The sequence below is a fragment of the Paenibacillus maysiensis genome, assembly GCF_000520815.1.
GTDB lineage: Bacteria > Bacillota > Bacilli > Paenibacillales > Paenibacillaceae > Paenibacillus > Paenibacillus maysiensis.
In genome coordinates this window covers 1-16,427 of sequence record NZ_ASRY01000308.1, presented here as the reverse complement: position 1 = coordinate 16,427, position 16,427 = coordinate 1, and the positions used below count along the sequence as shown (strand labels likewise).

Genomic DNA, 16,427 nt, shown 5'->3' with positions numbered 1-16,427 from the left:
GGGTTCGGTGGTTCGAATCCATCATCCTCCACCAGTCTTTTCATAATCATTATGGCGGTCGTGGCGAAGTGGTTAACGCACCGGACTGTGACTCCGGCATTCGTGGGTTCAAGCCCCATCGGCCGCCCTTTATTTTCATTTAATGGGGATTAGCCAAGCGGTAAGGCAACGGACTTTGACTCCGTCATGCATAGGTTCAAATCCTATATCCCCAGCCATTAAGAGCCATTAGCTCAGCTGGTAGAGCACCTGACTTTTAATCAGGGTGTCGAAGGTTCGAATCCTTCATGGCTCACCATTTATATTTATTTTGCGGTCGTGGCGGAATTGGCAGACGCGCACGGTTCAGGTCCGTGTGGGCTAACCCCCGTGGAGGTTCGAGTCCTCTCGACCGCACCATATTTTGCGGACGTGGCTCAGCGGTAGAGCATCGCCTTGCCAAGGCGAGGGTCGCGGGTTCGATTCCCGTCGTCCGCTCCATTATCCATTCGGCGCCATAGCCAAGTGGTAAGGCAAAGCTCTGCAAAAGCTTCATTCCCCAGTTCAAATCTGGGTGGCGCCTTTACTGCTTATTATGGATTACATTTTGCGCCCTTAGCTCAGCTGGATAGAGCGTTTGACTACGAATCAAAAGGCCGGGAGTTCGAATCTCTCAGGGCGCGCCATTTTCTTAAAAATGTATAATATCGGGATGTAGCTCAGCTTGGTAGAGCACCTGGTTTGGGACCAGGGGGTCGCATGTTCAAATCGTGTCATCCCGATACTGATTTGCGGGTGTAGTTCAATGGTAGAACTCCAGCCTTCCAAGCTGGTAGCGTGGGTTCGATTCCCATCACCCGCTTTTTGCTATAGCGGATTCTTGTTACCTCAGTGGTGACACCTTATAAATAAAGAGAGCCTGTCTGGGGACAGCGCTCTCTCTTTTTTTTGTTTATTTATGCTGCTATATCTTTACACAGGAGTGGTCAGTTGGATGGAGGTCCCATGTTCCGGTGCAGAGGTTACGCTGATCCATCCTCCTACGCCCCTGGCTCGTTCCTCCATGCTGAACAGCCCCACGCCTTTCCCTTGAGATTGCTCAGAGAATCCGATACCCTCATCCCAAATGGTCACTTGTATGACCTCACCCTGATCCTCTACGTCGACATGTGCCTCTGCTACGTCTGCATATTTGGCTACATTCGTTAATGCCTCCTGTACAATCCGATAAATTGCTATTTCCTTGCGAATATCAAGGCGTTTACGTAGAGTGCATTGAAAATGCACCTCAATCCCGTAATGAGAACAGAAGTTTTCAATATAGGTCCGTATGGCTGGTACGACGCCCAAATCATCCAGAACTGAGGGGCGAATTTCCCACGCCAGTCCACGGACATCCTTAATAATGTCAGTCACCTGTGAACGCAGCTTTTCCAGAGTAGGACTAGGCTGTTCGGCAAGCTGACTATCCAGTTGAATAATCAGCGCAAACAAGCTTTGCCCAATTCCATCATGCAGCTCTCTTGAGAAACGCTTGCGCTCTTCCTCCTGTATTTGCATCACTTGCGTCATCATTGTCTGCAGCTCAGCTTCTACTTTTTTTAGTTTGGTTACCTCATTACGGATCGCCAAATACTGATAGGGCTTACCTTCTTCGTCCATGAACGGCACGATGGTGGTATTCACCCAATAGTAGGTGTTGTCTTTGGCTCGATTACGTATCTCTCCCTGCCATACCTCGCCTGAACGAATTGTGGTCCACAGGTTTTTCATAAAGGCAGGGGTATGATAGCCCGAATTAATGAGGCGATGATCCCGACCGATTAGCTCTTCACGACTGTATTGCGAAATCTCGCAGAACTTGTCGTTGACGTACTGAATAATGCCCCGGTGATCGGTCAAAGCAACGATAGAGGACGTATCCAACGCGAATTTCAGATTGGTTAACTGGTGGAGTGAGTTACGCAGTGCATGGAGAAAAGGGGATTCTGGTATATGCGCTTCCAAATCATCCAGCAGCTTATCGGCTGACTCGCCAAAAGCATGCTGGAGCGAAGGATTAGAAGGTTCATTCATAATGCAGCAACCCCTTTTTTAGTGCAAATTTGACCAGCTCAGGCCGTGTTTTCAGGTTAAGCTTCTCCATCAGGTTACTTTTGTGGGACTCAACGGTTTTGACGCTGATCACCAGGCGCTCGGCAATTTCCTTGTTCGCATATCCCTTGGCTACCCACGAGAGGATTTCCTTTTCCCGTTCAGAAAGGGACTCATACGGGCCGGCTATGCCTTCCTTCTTGATCTTATCCAGATATTCACTCATCAGCCGTTTGGTTGCATTCGGGTACAGATAGGCGCTACCTTCGGCCACAGACTGAATGGCAGCGAGTAATTCCTCGTGAGGTGCGCTTTTTAAAATATATCCGGAGGCTCCGGCCTGAATGGCCCGGAACAGATATTCTTCATCATCATGCATCGTTAAAATAAGCACTTCTGTATCAGGCAAATGTTTTTTCAATTCAGTGGTTGCCGTAAGACCATCTTTGCCAGGTGGCATACTAAAGTCCATGAGTACGACATGGGGCTGTAGCTCTATCGCCTTGCGAATCGCTTCATCCCCATCCGCTGCATCTCCTACCACCTTAATACCGTGTTTGCCGTCCAATAGGGCCATGAGGCCGGAACGTACGACAACATGATCATCCACTACAAGTATACGAATCAATTTGTCATCCCCTCGAACGGTAGAACCGTACGTTTTGTCATCATCATATCAAATTTAAGGGATTCCAATCAACATAGACAGTTATATGATCTCATAGAGTATACCTGTGGGCACATAGCTGACCAAACTGCTCGGCGACTTTTGTGGCCCCTGCGACATCGGAATCGGTGAACACTCTCACATCACGATTACCGAGAAGCAATACACCGTTCGGCAGATCCCCTGTGCTGGAAAAGGGAATAGCCACAGCAGAGTGAAGTTGTTCCGCCAGCATCAGCGCACATTCCTGACGTAGACGGATGCTGCCGGAGAGCATAGCGCTTACGGTCACGGTACGCCCCAGACGAACAGCCATCCCGGCAATACCATGCCCTACCTTAAAAGAAATACGCCGATAGCGTTCGCTGCGGCTGCCAGAGGCATAATACCATTGCAACACACCTCCCGGCTTGGACATGAGCGCAAGTGCTGTGAGATCCCCATGGATACGATCTCTCAACTGATCCAGTGTTTTGCGCATTTCATCCGTTATTTCTAGCATAGAAGACACATCCTTTTTCGTAACAAAACTGTAGCTCTAACTTATTGTAGTTCCAGCAGTTACAAAAGTAAGTCAGGGAACCCCCTGATCTATAGGTGCAGGAAACACTGACTTTTGAACAGGCGGGGCAAGGAGTAGAAGGGAAGCCGATAAATTAGGCTCTGCTTGATGGCGGGAGTGATATTTATCACAGCGAATCAGGGAGTAGGAAGGTGTAAAATCAGGTGTTCTCCTGATAACAACCGATGCGTCAAAGCATTATGATATAGATATCAGGTAAACACGAGGAGGACGCTAACATGCAAGCCACTTGTACGGAACGGTCTGGGGATGAAGTGGAACGCACGGGAATTCAGCTTTTTTTGACGGAGGAACATTTTGGGCTGCTGAAGGATATCATGTCCTGGAAAAAGGTAAAGGCGGGTATTACGCTTTTTAGAGAGGGCGAAGAATCGGAGCAGCTTTATTATATACATTCGGGCCATGTTAAGCTTCGCAAGTCGACAGAAGACGGAAAAGAATTGATTTTGACCATTCAGCATCAAGGCGACTTAATCGGGGAGTTCAGCGGGATAGATGGAGAAGAGTATAGCTGCACCGCAGAAACAGCCGATGCCTGTGAGCTGGGCGTGGTGCGTGTTCAGGATCTGGAATCGCTTCTGTCCAAAAATGGAGCAATGGGGCTCCAATTCATTCAGTGGATGGCTATGAAGCAACGGATTATGCAATCGCGGTTTCGGGATTTGCTGCTGTATGGTAAAACAGGAGCATTGGCCTCCACGCTGATCCGGGCGAGCAATACATGCGGTGTAGCGGTGAAGGATGGCATTTTACTGAATATGAAGCTGAGTCACTCCGAGCTGGGTGAAATGATTGGAGCGACACGGGAGAGTGTGAATCGGATGCTAAGCTCGTTGAAGGAGCAGGGAACGCTTGATACGCGGGATGGAAAAATAGTTATTCACGATCTCAAGGTGCTGCGCATGATGTGCTGCTGCCCTTCGTATGGTCAATGTGCGCATGAAATCTGCCGTCTCTAAAAAATATGAACATAAATAAGGCGGAGTCCCTGAGGACCCGCCTTGATTTACGTCTTCTGACACACCTGTACTTATTATCATTTATAATATAAAAAAGGCTAATCAACGCGTATAGCGGTCAATTAGCTGGGAAGGCGATTATTGATCTATTTCAACCTGTTCTGTCTGGAGGACACTTAAGGCTTGAAGTTTACGTGTAATTTCCTTTTGCCACTTTATATCTCCGACTTGTACCGCAAGATTGAGAAGATCCAAATAATCATCAATATGCAGGGAGGTTCTACTAAAAGCTTCTTTCACTGCGGTTCTGCCTCCTTTGGGGTCCATGTATATTTGTTTTTTTTAATAATGAGAATCATTATCAAAGGATGAGCTTATTTATATTATGCCTGTGTTCGAGATAAATTGCAAGTTATGATATGAATGAATTTTGAAGCGCACGAATGAGGGCTTGAAAAAGCAAACCCTTCTCCTTAAGTTCACACATTGTTCACTTCTTTTCTATAGAACATAATGAAAAGAACAAGCGGGCATTGAGTATTCACCGACAGGGACAATTCGCGCAATGCTTCAACAAGAGGAGGAAAAGGATAATGGGCAGAACAAAAATGAAAGCGTTCTCTATTTTGGTGGCGAGCGCCTTGGCATTGACGCTGACAGCTTGTAATAACGGACAGAGCGAAAGTCCGGGAAACTCAGGAAGCAAGGGTGGAGACGCTGCAAGTAAAGAAGTGACGATCACCTTTCAGAACATTAATCCTGATCCTAGCACTCCTTCATACAAAATGATAAAGCAAATTGTAAGTCAATATGAGCAGAATCATCCGAATGTCAAAATTGAGCTGGATTCGCTGAATACAGATCAACAAAAGCTAAAGCTGAAAACACAGGCGGCGGCGAAGGAAGTTCCGGATATTACGATTGTAAACCCGGCCGCACAAATGAAGCCCTTCGTGGATGCCGGGCTACTGGCTCCCCTGAACGATGTGGCAGATAAAGATGGCTTAAAAGATACATTTCAGGATGGACTGCTCGATTATTATAGCTTCGATGATAAGCTTTATGCTTTTCCGGACGGTAACAATATAGAAGTGGTGTTTTACAATAAGGAGCTGTTCGAGCAGGCGGGAATTCAAAAGCTGCCGACCACCTTTGATGAGCTGATTACGGCCGTCAAGGCGCTGAAGGCAAAGGGGATTACCCCGATTGCGATTGGGGAAAAGGATTCGTGGACCGGATCACTCCTTTTCATGAACATTTTGCTGCGTACGAATGAAGGGCCGAATTTCCTCAAGGATGTGCTGGACGGCAAAAAGACGTTTAATGATCCGGCCTTTGTGGAAGCAGTGGATGCATTTCAGGAACTGGTGCAGGCAGGGGCTTTCCCGGATGGAGCTACATCCATCGACTATAATGCGGGCGGTAATATTTTTAAAACAGGAAAAGCTGCGATGTATATCATGGGCACATGGGAAACAGGGTCTATTGATGCTTCTTCGGTAGCAGGCAAGGTGGGTGCGTTCCAATTCCCTACGGTGAATGGCAAGGGAGATGTGAATGAGTATGTGATTGCGCCGGGCAGTGCGTTTGCGGTATCGGCGAACAGTGAGCATTTGCAGGAGACGAAGGATTTTCTGCACTATTTTATTACAGAGATGCCCAAGATCCAGTTTGATCTGAAAAATGCGATTGGCAGCGGTCAGAAAATGAAAGGCGATCTGAAGGAGGCGGGCTACTCTGAGCTGGCGATTAACCTCAATGAGCTGTTCAAAAATGTGAAGGGCGGCGACCTCGCTTTTGATAATACGATGAATCCGGCTATTGCGCAGGCGCATCTGAGCAGCATTCAAAACCTGTTCGTGCAAAAGGAGGACTCTGCCCAAGTTGCCAAGGAGCACCAGAGTGCTTTTGAAGCGAACAAATAGTTGCAGCTTAACAGGGGAGGGGCGCATTAGTTCTTTCCCTGATTTGAGATAACTATGAGCTGCGCATCCTTAGAAGAAGTTCAGAAAAAACACAAAGGAGATTGGAGCATGAATGTACTGAAGGTGCCGGCACGCACCATTGCCGTTTTCGTGCTGCCCTGCCTGCTGCTGTACACCTGTATGGTGTTTGTTCCGATTCTGGTGTCGGTGTACTGTGGACTGCTGGATTGGAACGGGATATCTGAGGCGAAGTTTGTGGGGCTGGCAAATTTCGAGCGGATTTTTACAGCCGATCCGGTGTTCTGGCCGTCTGTGAAGCGGACGATGATGTTCGCTGTGTTTTCCATGCTGGAAATTCCGTTCTGTCTGCTGCTGGCTATTTTGCTCAACCGCTATGTGCGTAAGGCGAATACGCTGGTTACGATGTATTTTCTGCCGGTCATTCTGTCAGTGGTTATTATCGGGCAGTTGTGGAAGACGATCTATAATCCGGCCTCGATGGGTGGGATGCTGAACGGTATTTTGATGTCGGTCGGGCTGGAAAGCTGGACACGCTCATGGCTGACAGAACCGCAGGTTGCCATGTACGCGCTCTATTTTGTGTCGTTGTGGCAGTATTTTGGCTATCATTTGCTGATTCAGTTTACCGGGGTGCAAAATATTCCGAATGAGCTGTACGAGGCAGCCAAAATGGATGGAGCTGAGGGTTTTAAAGCAGACCGTTATATTACGCTGCCGCTCATTGTGCCTATTTTCAAAATATCAATGGTATTGGCCTTTATTGGTTCTCTGCAATCGTTTGATCTGATCTGGGTGATGACGGGTGGAGGGCCTGCTCATGCAACGGATACGGTGTCCACGTATATGTACAACATGTCCTTTTTGTCCATGAAATATGGATATGGCAGCGCATTGGCTTCGTTTCTCGTCATTATCTGTTTGTCATTTACAATTGTGATAAATTTTGTTTTCAAACGAATCGAAAATAAGGTAAGCTAAAGGGGATGAAGCTGTGAACACCATGAAAAAAACTTTGGTCTTTTCCTTGCTGGCGGTTTTGATCGTCACGCAGCTGTATCCACTCTTCTGGCTGCTGACCTATTCGTTGAAGACGAATGAAGAGATTTTGAGCGCAAGCTTCTTTGCACTCCCTCAAGTGCCCCAGTGGCACAACTATCAGGAAGCTTATGAATCAGGGAGCTACTTGCGCTATTTGGGAAACAGTGTGCTGGTGACCGGAGTTACGATGCTATTCGTCATTTTGTTAAGCTCGATGACTGCTTATGCGATTACGCGTTTTCGCTGGCGCTTTGGGGCTGCTGTGCTGACCTTGTTTCTGATCGGAATGATGATTCCGATGCAGGCAACGCTGCTGCCGCTGATGGTGATGTTCAAAAACATTAACATTCTCAATACGTATTTCTCGCTAATTTTACCCTACATTGCTTTTCAGACACCGATTGCGGTTTTCATCCTGTCCGGCTTTATGCGGTCCATTCCCCACGAGATTGAAGAATCCGCTTATATTGATGGGGCGAGCATTTATCGTATTTTCCGCAGTGTGATCTTACCCATCTCGATTCCGCCGATGATGACGGTGTGTATTTTGACCTTTATTAATATCTGGAATGAATACATTATGGCTGCCACCTTTATCTCGTCAGAGAAGCTCAAAACACTCCCTTTCGGCGTCTATACATTCGTCAGCCAGTATTCTGTGAATTACGGCAATATTGGCGCTTTTCTGGTCATGGGGTCCTTACCGGTCATTATTATTTATTTTGTCCTGTCCGAAAAGATTACCAAGGGCATGGTAGCGGGGGCGGTTAAAGGGTAGGCGAGCGATTCGAAAGGAGCGCACGGAGGTATGATGCGCCGTTTTCAGTCTATTCACCACCGCTTGTTCATTCTATTCCTGTTGAGCATGTCTGGTATTGTGCTGGCGATCAGTTTGTTATTTTATAACCGTACTACAGTACAGTTCCATGATAAGGTCAGTGAGCTGGCTCGTAAAAATGTTTCCCAAACGGCAGGACTGTTCGAATTGCTGCTCAGCAGCTATAACAGTCTGTCCAAATCGATCAGCAACAATATGGATTTGGTTCGTCTGCTAACGACGGATGCCAGCGATCTACCCGCCGTCAATTACATCAATGAACGTACAATTACCAATATTCTGGGAGCTATCTATTATTCGCGGGAGGACCTGATAGGCATTCATGTCATCACAGACACAGGCAAGGTATACAATTACGGGAATTATATGAATGTTATTGATACCGATTACGAACACACCGAATGGTATAAGGAAATTCGAAAGTCAGCGGGCAAAATCGCATGGCTGGGCGTTTATCCTCACTCTGTCATTGACCAGGTGGAAACCAGACCCGTATTTGCGTTCGGGCGCCAGCTCTACGATCTGGATGAGCATAAGCCGATTGGTATTGTCCTGTTTGAAGCTGAACCGCGCTCTGTTCTGTCTGCCCTCCACAATTTGCGGCTGGGTACCAATAGTCAGGTATATCTGGTGGGCCATGAAAACCGGATTGTGTCGGCTACTTCCTCTGAACCGCCACCGGATCTGCAAAATCTGGAGCAGCAGGTACCGGAGGACGATGTCATTGTAAACCGAAGTAATGAGAGCGTTGTAATCGCTTCCAAGTTGCCGTTTGCCGATTGGTCGGTCATTAGCGTGACCCCCAGCGAGGATTTGAACGTGGAGCTGGTGCAAAATCAAAGGTATTTGCTCATTGTGGTGCCTGTACTCATTATTTTATCCGCGCTGATTGCGTCCATTGTCTCCAGACGTATTTCGCTTCCGCTGAAGCGGGTCATTCGGGAAATGAAACGGGTGGAGACGGGGAATTTCCGCCATACGGTGGAGATTGAATCGTATGAGGAAATCAACCAATTGGCGACCTCCTTCAACCATATGGTAAGACGGATTGACGAGCTGATCGAGCTGGTTCGCATATCATCGGTCAGTGAAAAAAATGCCGAGCTGCATGCGCTCCAGACGCAGGTCAATCCGCATTTTCTGTATAATACGCTGGATATGATCTATTGGATGCTGGATGAAAAGGGGCAGGATCAGCTTGGGGAAGTGGTGCTTTCCTTATCCCATATGTTCCGCTACAGCAGTCATTGGGAGGAAGGAACCGATGTCAGCCTGCGCGAAGAAGTAGAGCAGATCGGACATTACCTCACCATTATTCAGACCCGGCTGGAGGGCAGGGTATCCGTAGACATCAGTATTGATGAGCGCTGGATGGATATCCGTTTGCCGAAAATGACCTTACAGCCGTTGATTGAAAATGCGGTCAAGCACGGACTGGAGCCTCTTCATGCGAATACAGGTGGCAAGCTGCTCGTTAGAGCAGAGGAATATGGTGGCGTATTAAGCCTGCATATTATAGATAACGGTGCAGGGATGGAGTACGAACGATGGGAGGTGGTTCAGGTTGCTTTGGCAGAACCCGGCAAGCAGGCGGGCAGCGAGCAGGCGGGAGGCATCGGCCTGCAAAACCTAAATTTACGGCTACGGCACATGTTCGGAGAAGAGTACGGCCTACGAATTTCCAGCGCACCTGGGGCCGGAACGACAGCCACTGTAAGTGTGCCTCTGCCACCGAAGGAGGAGAAACATGAATATTCTGATAGCTGACGATGAAAGTATGATTCGGCAGGGGATTCGGCGTACGATTGGCCAGGCTCTGCCAACTTGCGGTATTCATCTCGCTGCTTCCACCGAGGAAGCAGCAGGCATTCTGGCGGAGCATCCCGTGGATATTGTATTGACCGATATCGTGATGCCCGGCATGGATGGTCTGGAGTTCATGCGCATTTCCAAGCGAAAGCATCCTCATTTACAGTGGGTCGTCATCTCGGCCCATTCCGACTTCCAATACGCGCAAAGAGCAGTGAAGCTGGGTGCCAAAGACTATTTGTTAAAGCCAATCGGCAAAAGAAAGCTGCTGGAATGCATTGAAGTGCTCGCAGCCGAAGCGCTTGTCGCTTCGCAGCAGGCCAACGAGGGCAGGCTTCTCAAATCCAATATGGTCTATTTGCGGGAGGCTGTTTTTCAACGCTATGCACTTGGACTGGACACGGGAAAACTGGATATACAGCCTTTTATCGAAAATTACCCGGAGTTTTACCTCTTCATGGTTCGCATGGAACCTGATCATAAGCAGACGCATCTGGAGCATTTTATGATCGAAAACGTACTGTCCGAGCTTGTTGAGGCGGGGGGCAGCGGTTTTGTCGTCAGCCTCGACCGCCACAGCCTGCTGGGCATTGCACGACTGCGGGATGAAGCAGAGGCCGCACGGCTGGAGACGTTACTCGAATCCCATTTGAAACGTTACGTGAAGGTGCCCCTGCAAATTACGCGCTCAGGCGTTCATCACAATTTTGCCTCCATACCTAAAGAGGTGGCAAGGCTAAGACGGACGCCTGAGGAGATTGCAGCAGCAGCGACGGATGCTGGGGAATGTCTTCGTAAAGGCATGCATACGGTGGATGTGGCATTGCAATACATTCGGGCTCATTTTACGGAGGAGCTGTCTTTAGAGAAGGTAGCTTCGGTCGTCTTTTTGAACCCGGTCTATTTCAGCCAATTGTTCAAGCAAAAAACCGGACAAGGCTACAAGGATTATGTCATTTGTTTGCGGATGGAGGAGGCGAAGCGTCTGCTCAATGATCCCCATCTGCGGCTGGCTGATATATCGGAGCGGATCGGCTACCAGGATATGCGGCATTTTACACAAGTATTTCGGCGCAAATGTGGCATGACTCCGACCGAGTATCGGCATCAGGGAGTCAAATAAGGCGGCAACAACAAAGGAATGACCGAGGTTCATCCAGCATAAGGCTGTTTCATGAGTAGAGTTGTAGAGAGCATCTACTCGGGAGCAGTCTTTTTCGTGTGTCCAGCTTGGAGCTGTTCAACCAATTTGCGAGCCGCATTGGATAGATAACGATCCTTGCGCCATACGACGGCAGGCCGGGTAAAGGGAAACGGCTCCTTAATGAAGAGCGTGCGAAATCTGTCTCCGTATTCTTGTCCCAAGCCAGCGTCTGGAATGATGGTAATCCCCATGCCTGTGGATACGAGCGAGAGAATGGTCGATATTTCAGGACAGTCCAGTACGACGCGCGGAGTAAGATGGTGCTCCTGAAATTTGCGGATGACGGTTTCGTATAATCCGTGACCTTCTGTTCGACGTGCCAACAGGAGGTCATAGCTGGCTGCTTCCTGTAGTGTAATTTCTCCACTCGGATGGCGATCTGCCCATTCACATGGAAGTACCGCAACAAAAGAAACGCCCTCCAGTTCAATCGTATGGTACGAGTTGTCGTCTACCGGAAGAAGCAGCAGGGCCAGATCGACTTTATTTTGATGCAGCAGTTCCTCCAGATGATGTGTGTCCCCGTGTCCTATCTTAACGTATACCTCCGGGTAATCCCGATGAAAGCGGCTGAGTTGTTCGGTAATCAGAGACATACAGGCCGATGAAGTGCCTATGGACAGGGTGCCGGTTACGTTGTTTTCAAACTCCCCAATTTCTCTACAGGTATCCTCCATTTCAGCCAGTAATCGTTTGGAGCGGGTGTACAGTGCATATCCGGCCTCGGTGACCTCCCACTTCTTTCCTTCCCGGTAAATCAGCTTTACCCCAAGCTCGTCCTCCATATTTTTGAGCTGCTGACTCAGCGGAGGCTGGGCCATGTTGAGCGTGCGTGCGGCTTTGGTGATTTGCCCTTCCTCCACAATGACGCAAAAGTAATGCAGATGCTTCATATCCATTGGGGGTTTCCTCCTCATTTCTGAACAACGCTTCGATTTGAATACTATTAAAGTATGCATTACATATATTATATATATTTTTCGTGTGCAAGGAACAGGAGTATAATTTTTGACAGTGATGCATTGGTGAACATACAACGGTGGGGTGGAAGGAGGGGACATATGAAGAAAATCATTGTAGGAATATCGGGAGCGACAGGGTCGATCTTCGGTATCCGTATATTGCAACAATTACGGGAGGCCGGAGTGGAGAGCCATCTGGTGCTATCCCCGTGGGCTATTGCGAACATTCCCTATGAGACAGGCTACACGGTGAAGGAAGTGGAGGCCATGGCGGATGCAGTTTATTCGTATAAGGATCAGGCTGCGCGTATTTCCAGCGGCTCCTTCCGGGTAGATGGCATGATCGTTGCTCCTTGCAGTATGAAGACGCTCGCCTCTATTCGTATCGGTATGGCGGACAACCTGCTCGCCCGATCAGCGGATGTGATGCTGAAGGAGCGAAAGAAGCTGCTGCTCATGACCAGGGAAACACCATTAAGTAGTATCCATCTGGAAAATATGCTGGAGCTGTCACGTATGGGGGTGATGATCCTGCCGCCGATGCCTGCCTTTTATAATCATCCTGCAAGTATTGAGGAATTGGTGGACCAAATTGTTTTTCGCGCATTGGATCAGTTCGGTATTGTCACTACCGCAGCTAAGCGCTGGGATGGAATGAAGCAGGCTGGCTCCAGACTGCACCAGAATTGAGAAAACGGAAGACAAAGGAGAATGAATGATGGCTTATAAAGACTTTCGCGATTTTCTGCATACTTTGGAGAAGGAGGGGCAATTGCTTACGATCAGCGATGAGGTAAAGCCGGAGCCGGACCTCGCAGCAGCTAACAGAGCATTAAACAATCTTGGAGACAAGACGCCTGCTCTCTTTTTCAACAATATCTATGGATATACGGATGCTCGTATTGCAATGAATGTGATGGGCTCCTGGCCCAATCATGCCCTCATGATGGGAATGCCAAAAAACACGCCGCTCAAGGAGCAGTTTTTTGAATTTGCCAGACGCTATGAACAATTTCCGGTGCCCGTGAAGCGGGAAGAAACCGCTCCTTTTCATGAAGTCGAGATTACAGAGGATATTAATTTGTTTGATATTTTGCCGTTATTTCGTTTGAACCAGGGAGACGGAGGATTTTATCTGGATAAAGCGATTTTAGTTTCACGCGATCTGGATGACCCGGACACCTATGGCAAGCAAAACGTCGGCTTGTACCGGATGCAGGTCAAGGGCAAAAACCGTTTGGGTATCCAACCTGTACCGCAGCATGATATTGCGATCCATATCCGTCAAGCTGAGGAACGCGGTGAAAATCTGAAGGTCGCTATTGCTCTCGGATGTGAGCCTGTGATTACCACGGCTGCTTCTACGCCGCTGCTGTACGATCAATCGGAATATGAGATGGCGGGCGCCATTCAGGGTGAGCCTTACCGTGTGGTCAAAGCCAAGGATGCGGATCTCGATCTGCCTTGGGGAGCCGAGGTTATTCTGGAAGGTGAAGTGTTAGCGGGTGAGCGTGAGTTTGAAGGTCCATTCGGTGAATTTACAGGTCACTATTCCGGCGGCCGCGCAATGCCAGTCATTCAGATTAATCGTATATATCACCGCAAACAGCCTATCTTTGAGCATTTGTACATCGGAATGCCTTGGACGGAAACGGATTATATGATCGGTGTGAATACAAGTGTACCGTTGTTTCAACAGCTCAAGGATGCATTTCCTAATGAAATTGTAGCCGTTAATGCTATGTATACGCATGGGCTGGTCGCTATTATTTCCACAAAAACCCGTTATGGCGGCTTTGCGAAGGCTGTGGGGATGCGTGCGCTAACGACTCCGCATGGATTGGGATATTGTAAGCTGGTGATTGTGGTAGATGAGGATGTCGATCCGTTCAATCTGCCGCAGGTCATGTGGGCCTTATCCACCAAGCTGCATCCGAAGCATGATGCTGTCATTGTGCCGGGCCTGTCAATTTTACCGCTTGACCCTGGCTCTGATCCGGCAGGCATGACGCACAAAATGATATTGGATGCGACGACACCTGTAGCACCGGATATTAGAGGCCATTATTCGCAGCCGCTCGATTCTCCGCTGGGTGTAGCGGAATGGGAAAAAAAGCTGAGCCAAATGCTTCGTTAAATATTTTTGAAAATATAGAAAGATTAAAGGAGTGCTGACAGATGCATATTTGTCCCCGTTGTGAATCTAATCGTTCGGAGGTTGTTACCCGTTCGCCAGTGAAAGGCGCCTGGGAGGTCTTGCTGTGTCCTGTATGTATGTTCACATGGCGCACCTCGGAACCGGATAGCATTACTGATCCGGCAAAATATAAATCGGCGTTCAAGGTGAACCCCCAAGATATTCCGAATGCCGCCCATGTCCCTCCTATTCCAGAGAGGGTACAGGGACGTTCGTAAGCAGCCGTAAATTATGGTACTTTGAAGATATAGGCCAAATGTAAAGGGGAGTATACTTCATGCAGACACCAAGGATCGGTAAGGAGCTGTTCTCGCTGCTGGATGGCAAGAGGCTGGAAAACAAGCAGCATGAAGCGATGATGCTGTTGACGGTCACGGAGGACCAGTGGCCGCATATTGCAATGGTTAGCGTGGGCGAGGTTGTAGCGCTGGACGAGGGAAATCTGCGTCTGGCACTGTGGCCGGGCACGACTACGACGGGCAACATGATTCGTACCGGAAAGGCGACGCTCGCGGTGTTCATCGGCGGGAAGGCGCATTATGTACGATTGTCGCTGGAACACCTGTCGGCTTTGCCCGGGGCCAAGCATGTACGCGAGCGTTTTGCGGCACGGGTTTTCGCAGCCAGAGAGGATTCTGCTCAATATGCGGATATCTTGACAGGTGTCACGGTTCGTCTCAAGGAGCCGGAATCGGTGATCAATCGCTGGAAAGAAACGGTGGCCGAGCTGTTAATGTAAAATTCAGTAGTTAATAAGGACCAAATTTTCTTTAAAGCCTAAACTATTCTTTTCCGCATGTCGACATAAAACGTAGGTATAAGGATTTTGCGAAATCCTTAATTTTAAGTTTCGAAATGGGAGGGAATTAGATTTTGAAGAATAGATGGTCCGGTTTCTTGGCGTTGGTCATCCTGATCTCAAGTTTTACATCATATGCGGGGTTTGCATCTGCTGCCGAGGCGGTGCTTTCCAAGATTGTTCTTTCCTCTAACGAGGTAACTTTGCAACAGGGAGATACGTCTGCATTGACGGCCACGGCTGTTTTTAGCGATGGGACAACCTCTAATGTAACCGTAAGCACGGATTGGAAAAGTGATAATACATCCGTTGCTACGGTGTACAATGGTACAATTTCAGCCAAGGCTGAAGGCGAAGTGACTGTGGTTGCCACCTATAAGGAAAAGGTGCAATCGGTTCAGGTGCATGTAACGAAAAAGGTTAAGGCACTGACATCCAGTGTGCAAAGCCTGAGCTTGCGTTCAAGCGGTACAGGACAGGTCGATCTGACAGCGACTTACAGTGATAACACGACAGCTCAGGTATCGGGTGATGCGACTTGGACTTCGGATAATCAAAAGGTAGCAACCGTTGTTAACGGATTGGTGACCGCTAAGGGAGCAGGTACAGCCAATATTAAAGCCGTATACGGTCAACAGACGGTAACGATTGCTGTACAGGTAGAACAGGTTAAGCGTCTGGAAGTCAGTTCACCAGAAGTTTCCCTTTTGTTGAAGGATACCGAGAAGGTTAAACTGACCGCGACCTTCCCTGATGGAACGGTGCAGGATGTTACAGAGTCCGCCGATTGGAGCTCGAGCAATGCAGCCGTGGCGGATATACTGAAAGGCACGATTACGGGCTACAGCGCGGGTAAAGCGACGATTACCGGTAAATACGGTACGATGTCTGCTACCATTTCGGTGGATGTGGATCAAACGAATAAGCTGAAAGCCAGCGAATCCAATGTTTTTCTCCGTTTGGATGAATCCAAAAAAGTACAGGTTTCTGCGGTGTACCCGGATGGAACGGTAACGGATGTTTCGGATAAAGCTACATGGTCCACAAGCGATGAAAAGATTGCGACGGTGACCAAAGGAACGATTATGGCGATTGGAGCGGGTTCGGCTACGGTGACCGCGAAGTATGGCGATAAGACGGTTTCGATTAAGGCAGATGTGGAAACGTCCAGATATCTGGATTTGAGCGAGGACAAGCTGAGCCTGAATGCCAAGGAATCCAAGAAGCTCAAGCTGACCGCGACGTACGTAACAGGTACGGAGGAAGATATCACGGATAAGGCAGAGTGGAAATCCAGCAATGAAGATATTGCTTTTGTCAGCAAGGGTGAAGTAACGGGCTATAAAACAGGT

The 16,427-nt window shown here is 48.5% G+C and carries 16 protein-coding genes and 9 tRNA genes; 20 read left to right on the top strand and 5 right to left on the bottom strand.

Annotated features, from left to right (window positions below; all coding sequences use genetic code 11):
• Positions 1-54 precede the first annotated feature (54 nt).
• From L696_RS0124040 to L696_RS0124000, 9 genes are all read left to right on the top strand, one after another.
• A tRNA-His gene (locus L696_RS0124040) sits at positions 55-127 on the top strand.
• Positions 128-143: 16 nt separating this feature from the next.
• Positions 144-218: transfer RNA gene (locus L696_RS0124035), tRNA-Gln, on the top strand.
• A gap of 4 nt (positions 219-222) precedes the next feature.
• Positions 223-298 (top strand) — tRNA-Lys (locus tag L696_RS0124030).
• A gap of 14 nt (positions 299-312) precedes the next feature.
• A tRNA-Leu gene (locus L696_RS0124025) sits at positions 313-399 on the top strand.
• A gap of 6 nt (positions 400-405) precedes the next feature.
• Positions 406-480, top strand: a tRNA-Gly gene (locus L696_RS0124020).
• A 10-nt stretch (positions 481-490) separates the two neighbouring features.
• A tRNA-Cys gene (locus L696_RS0124015) sits at positions 491-562 on the top strand.
• Between the two features lie 26 nt (positions 563-588).
• Positions 589-665, top strand: a tRNA-Arg gene (locus tag L696_RS0124010).
• Positions 666-687: 22 nt separating this feature from the next.
• A tRNA-Pro gene (locus L696_RS0124005) sits at positions 688-761 on the top strand.
• Positions 762-770: 9 nt separating this feature from the next.
• Positions 771-841 (top strand) — tRNA-Gly (locus L696_RS0124000).
• A 110-nt stretch (positions 842-951) separates the two neighbouring features.
• Here L696_RS0124000 and L696_RS0123995 read toward each other — a convergent pair.
• From L696_RS0123995 to L696_RS0123985, 3 genes are all read right to left on the bottom strand, one after another.
• Positions 952-2,055: a PAS domain-containing sensor histidine kinase gene (locus tag L696_RS0123995; protein WP_025685915.1), complete on the bottom strand. Its 1,104-nt coding sequence runs from the start codon at positions 2,053-2,055 to the stop codon at positions 952-954.
• A complete protein-coding gene (locus tag L696_RS0123990) occupies positions 2,048-2,701 on the bottom strand; it encodes a response regulator transcription factor (RefSeq protein ID WP_025685914.1) in 654 nt (217 codons plus the stop codon). The genes L696_RS0123995 and L696_RS0123990 overlap by 8 nt, the downstream gene beginning before the upstream one ends.
• A gap of 91 nt (positions 2,702-2,792) precedes the next feature.
• The gene (locus tag L696_RS0123985) at positions 2,793-3,242 is read right to left on the bottom strand and encodes a GAF domain-containing protein (RefSeq protein WP_025685913.1); all 450 of its coding nucleotides are present in this window, start codon (positions 3,240-3,242) and stop codon (positions 2,793-2,795) included.
• A gap of 299 nt (positions 3,243-3,541) precedes the next feature.
• On the opposite strand from L696_RS0123985, the gene L696_RS0123980 reads away from it, so the two are divergent.
• Complete coding sequence (locus L696_RS0123980) at positions 3,542-4,282, top strand: Crp/Fnr family transcriptional regulator (RefSeq protein ID WP_025685912.1); 741 nt, start codon at positions 3,542-3,544, stop codon at positions 4,280-4,282.
• A gap of 138 nt (positions 4,283-4,420) precedes the next feature.
• Here the strand turns inward: L696_RS0123980 and L696_RS31310 are convergent, their stop codons facing one another.
• Complete coding sequence (locus L696_RS31310; RefSeq protein ID WP_014279404.1) at positions 4,421-4,582, bottom strand: lysine-specific demethylase; 162 nt, start codon at positions 4,580-4,582, stop codon at positions 4,421-4,423.
• Between the two features lie 293 nt (positions 4,583-4,875).
• On the opposite strand from L696_RS31310, the gene L696_RS0123970 reads away from it, so the two are divergent.
• The 5 genes from L696_RS0123970 to L696_RS0123950 all read left to right on the top strand — a co-directional run bounded on the left by L696_RS0123970 (position 4,876) and on the right by L696_RS0123950 (position 11,036).
• Positions 4,876-6,207, top strand: a complete 1,332-nt coding sequence (locus L696_RS0123970) for a sugar ABC transporter substrate-binding protein (RefSeq protein WP_025685911.1) — start codon at positions 4,876-4,878, stop codon at positions 6,205-6,207.
• A gap of 108 nt (positions 6,208-6,315) precedes the next feature.
• Positions 6,316-7,206, top strand: coding sequence for a carbohydrate ABC transporter permease (locus L696_RS0123965; RefSeq protein WP_025685910.1), 891 nt, complete (start codon positions 6,316-6,318; stop codon positions 7,204-7,206).
• 13 nt (positions 7,207-7,219) lie between these two features.
• Complete coding sequence (locus L696_RS0123960; RefSeq protein ID WP_025685909.1) at positions 7,220-8,044, top strand: carbohydrate ABC transporter permease; 825 nt, start codon at positions 7,220-7,222, stop codon at positions 8,042-8,044.
• A 30-nt stretch (positions 8,045-8,074) separates the two neighbouring features.
• A complete protein-coding gene (locus tag L696_RS0123955; RefSeq protein WP_025685908.1) occupies positions 8,075-9,871 on the top strand; it encodes a sensor histidine kinase in 1,797 nt (598 codons plus the stop codon).
• On the top strand, positions 9,852-11,036 hold the full coding sequence (locus tag L696_RS0123950) for a response regulator (protein WP_025685907.1): 1,185 nt from the start codon (positions 9,852-9,854) through the stop codon (positions 11,034-11,036). Before L696_RS0123955 ends, L696_RS0123950 begins: the two co-directional genes overlap by 20 nt.
• A 74-nt stretch (positions 11,037-11,110) precedes the next feature.
• Here L696_RS0123950 and L696_RS0123945 read toward each other — a convergent pair whose 3' ends face one another.
• Positions 11,111-12,016 carry a LysR family transcriptional regulator gene (locus L696_RS0123945; RefSeq protein ID WP_025685906.1) on the bottom strand — a complete coding sequence of 302 codons (906 nt, stop codon included), beginning with the start codon at positions 12,014-12,016 and terminating at the stop codon, positions 11,111-11,113.
• A gap of 162 nt (positions 12,017-12,178) precedes the next feature.
• Here L696_RS0123945 and L696_RS0123940 point away from each other — a divergent pair, with 162 nt between their 5' ends.
• From L696_RS0123940 to L696_RS0123920, 5 genes are all read left to right on the top strand, one after another.
• On the top strand, positions 12,179-12,769 hold the full coding sequence (locus tag L696_RS0123940) for a UbiX family flavin prenyltransferase (protein WP_025685905.1): 591 nt from the start codon (positions 12,179-12,181) through the stop codon (positions 12,767-12,769).
• A 28-nt stretch (positions 12,770-12,797) separates the two neighbouring features.
• On the top strand, positions 12,798-14,216 hold the full coding sequence (locus L696_RS0123935) for a non-oxidative hydroxyarylic acid decarboxylases subunit C (protein WP_025685904.1): 1,419 nt from the start codon (positions 12,798-12,800) through the stop codon (positions 14,214-14,216).
• A 41-nt stretch (positions 14,217-14,257) separates the two neighbouring features.
• Positions 14,258-14,494, top strand: coding sequence for a non-oxidative hydroxyarylic acid decarboxylases subunit D (locus L696_RS0123930; protein WP_025685903.1), 237 nt, complete (start codon positions 14,258-14,260; stop codon positions 14,492-14,494).
• Positions 14,495-14,553: 59 nt separating this feature from the next.
• Positions 14,554-15,015, top strand: coding sequence for a pyridoxamine 5'-phosphate oxidase family protein (locus L696_RS0123925; protein ID WP_025685902.1), 462 nt, complete (start codon positions 14,554-14,556; stop codon positions 15,013-15,015).
• A 134-nt stretch (positions 15,016-15,149) separates the two neighbouring features.
• Positions 15,150-16,427: Ig-like domain-containing protein (locus L696_RS0123920; RefSeq protein WP_025685901.1), on the top strand; the 1,278-nt coding region annotated here is incomplete at its 3' end.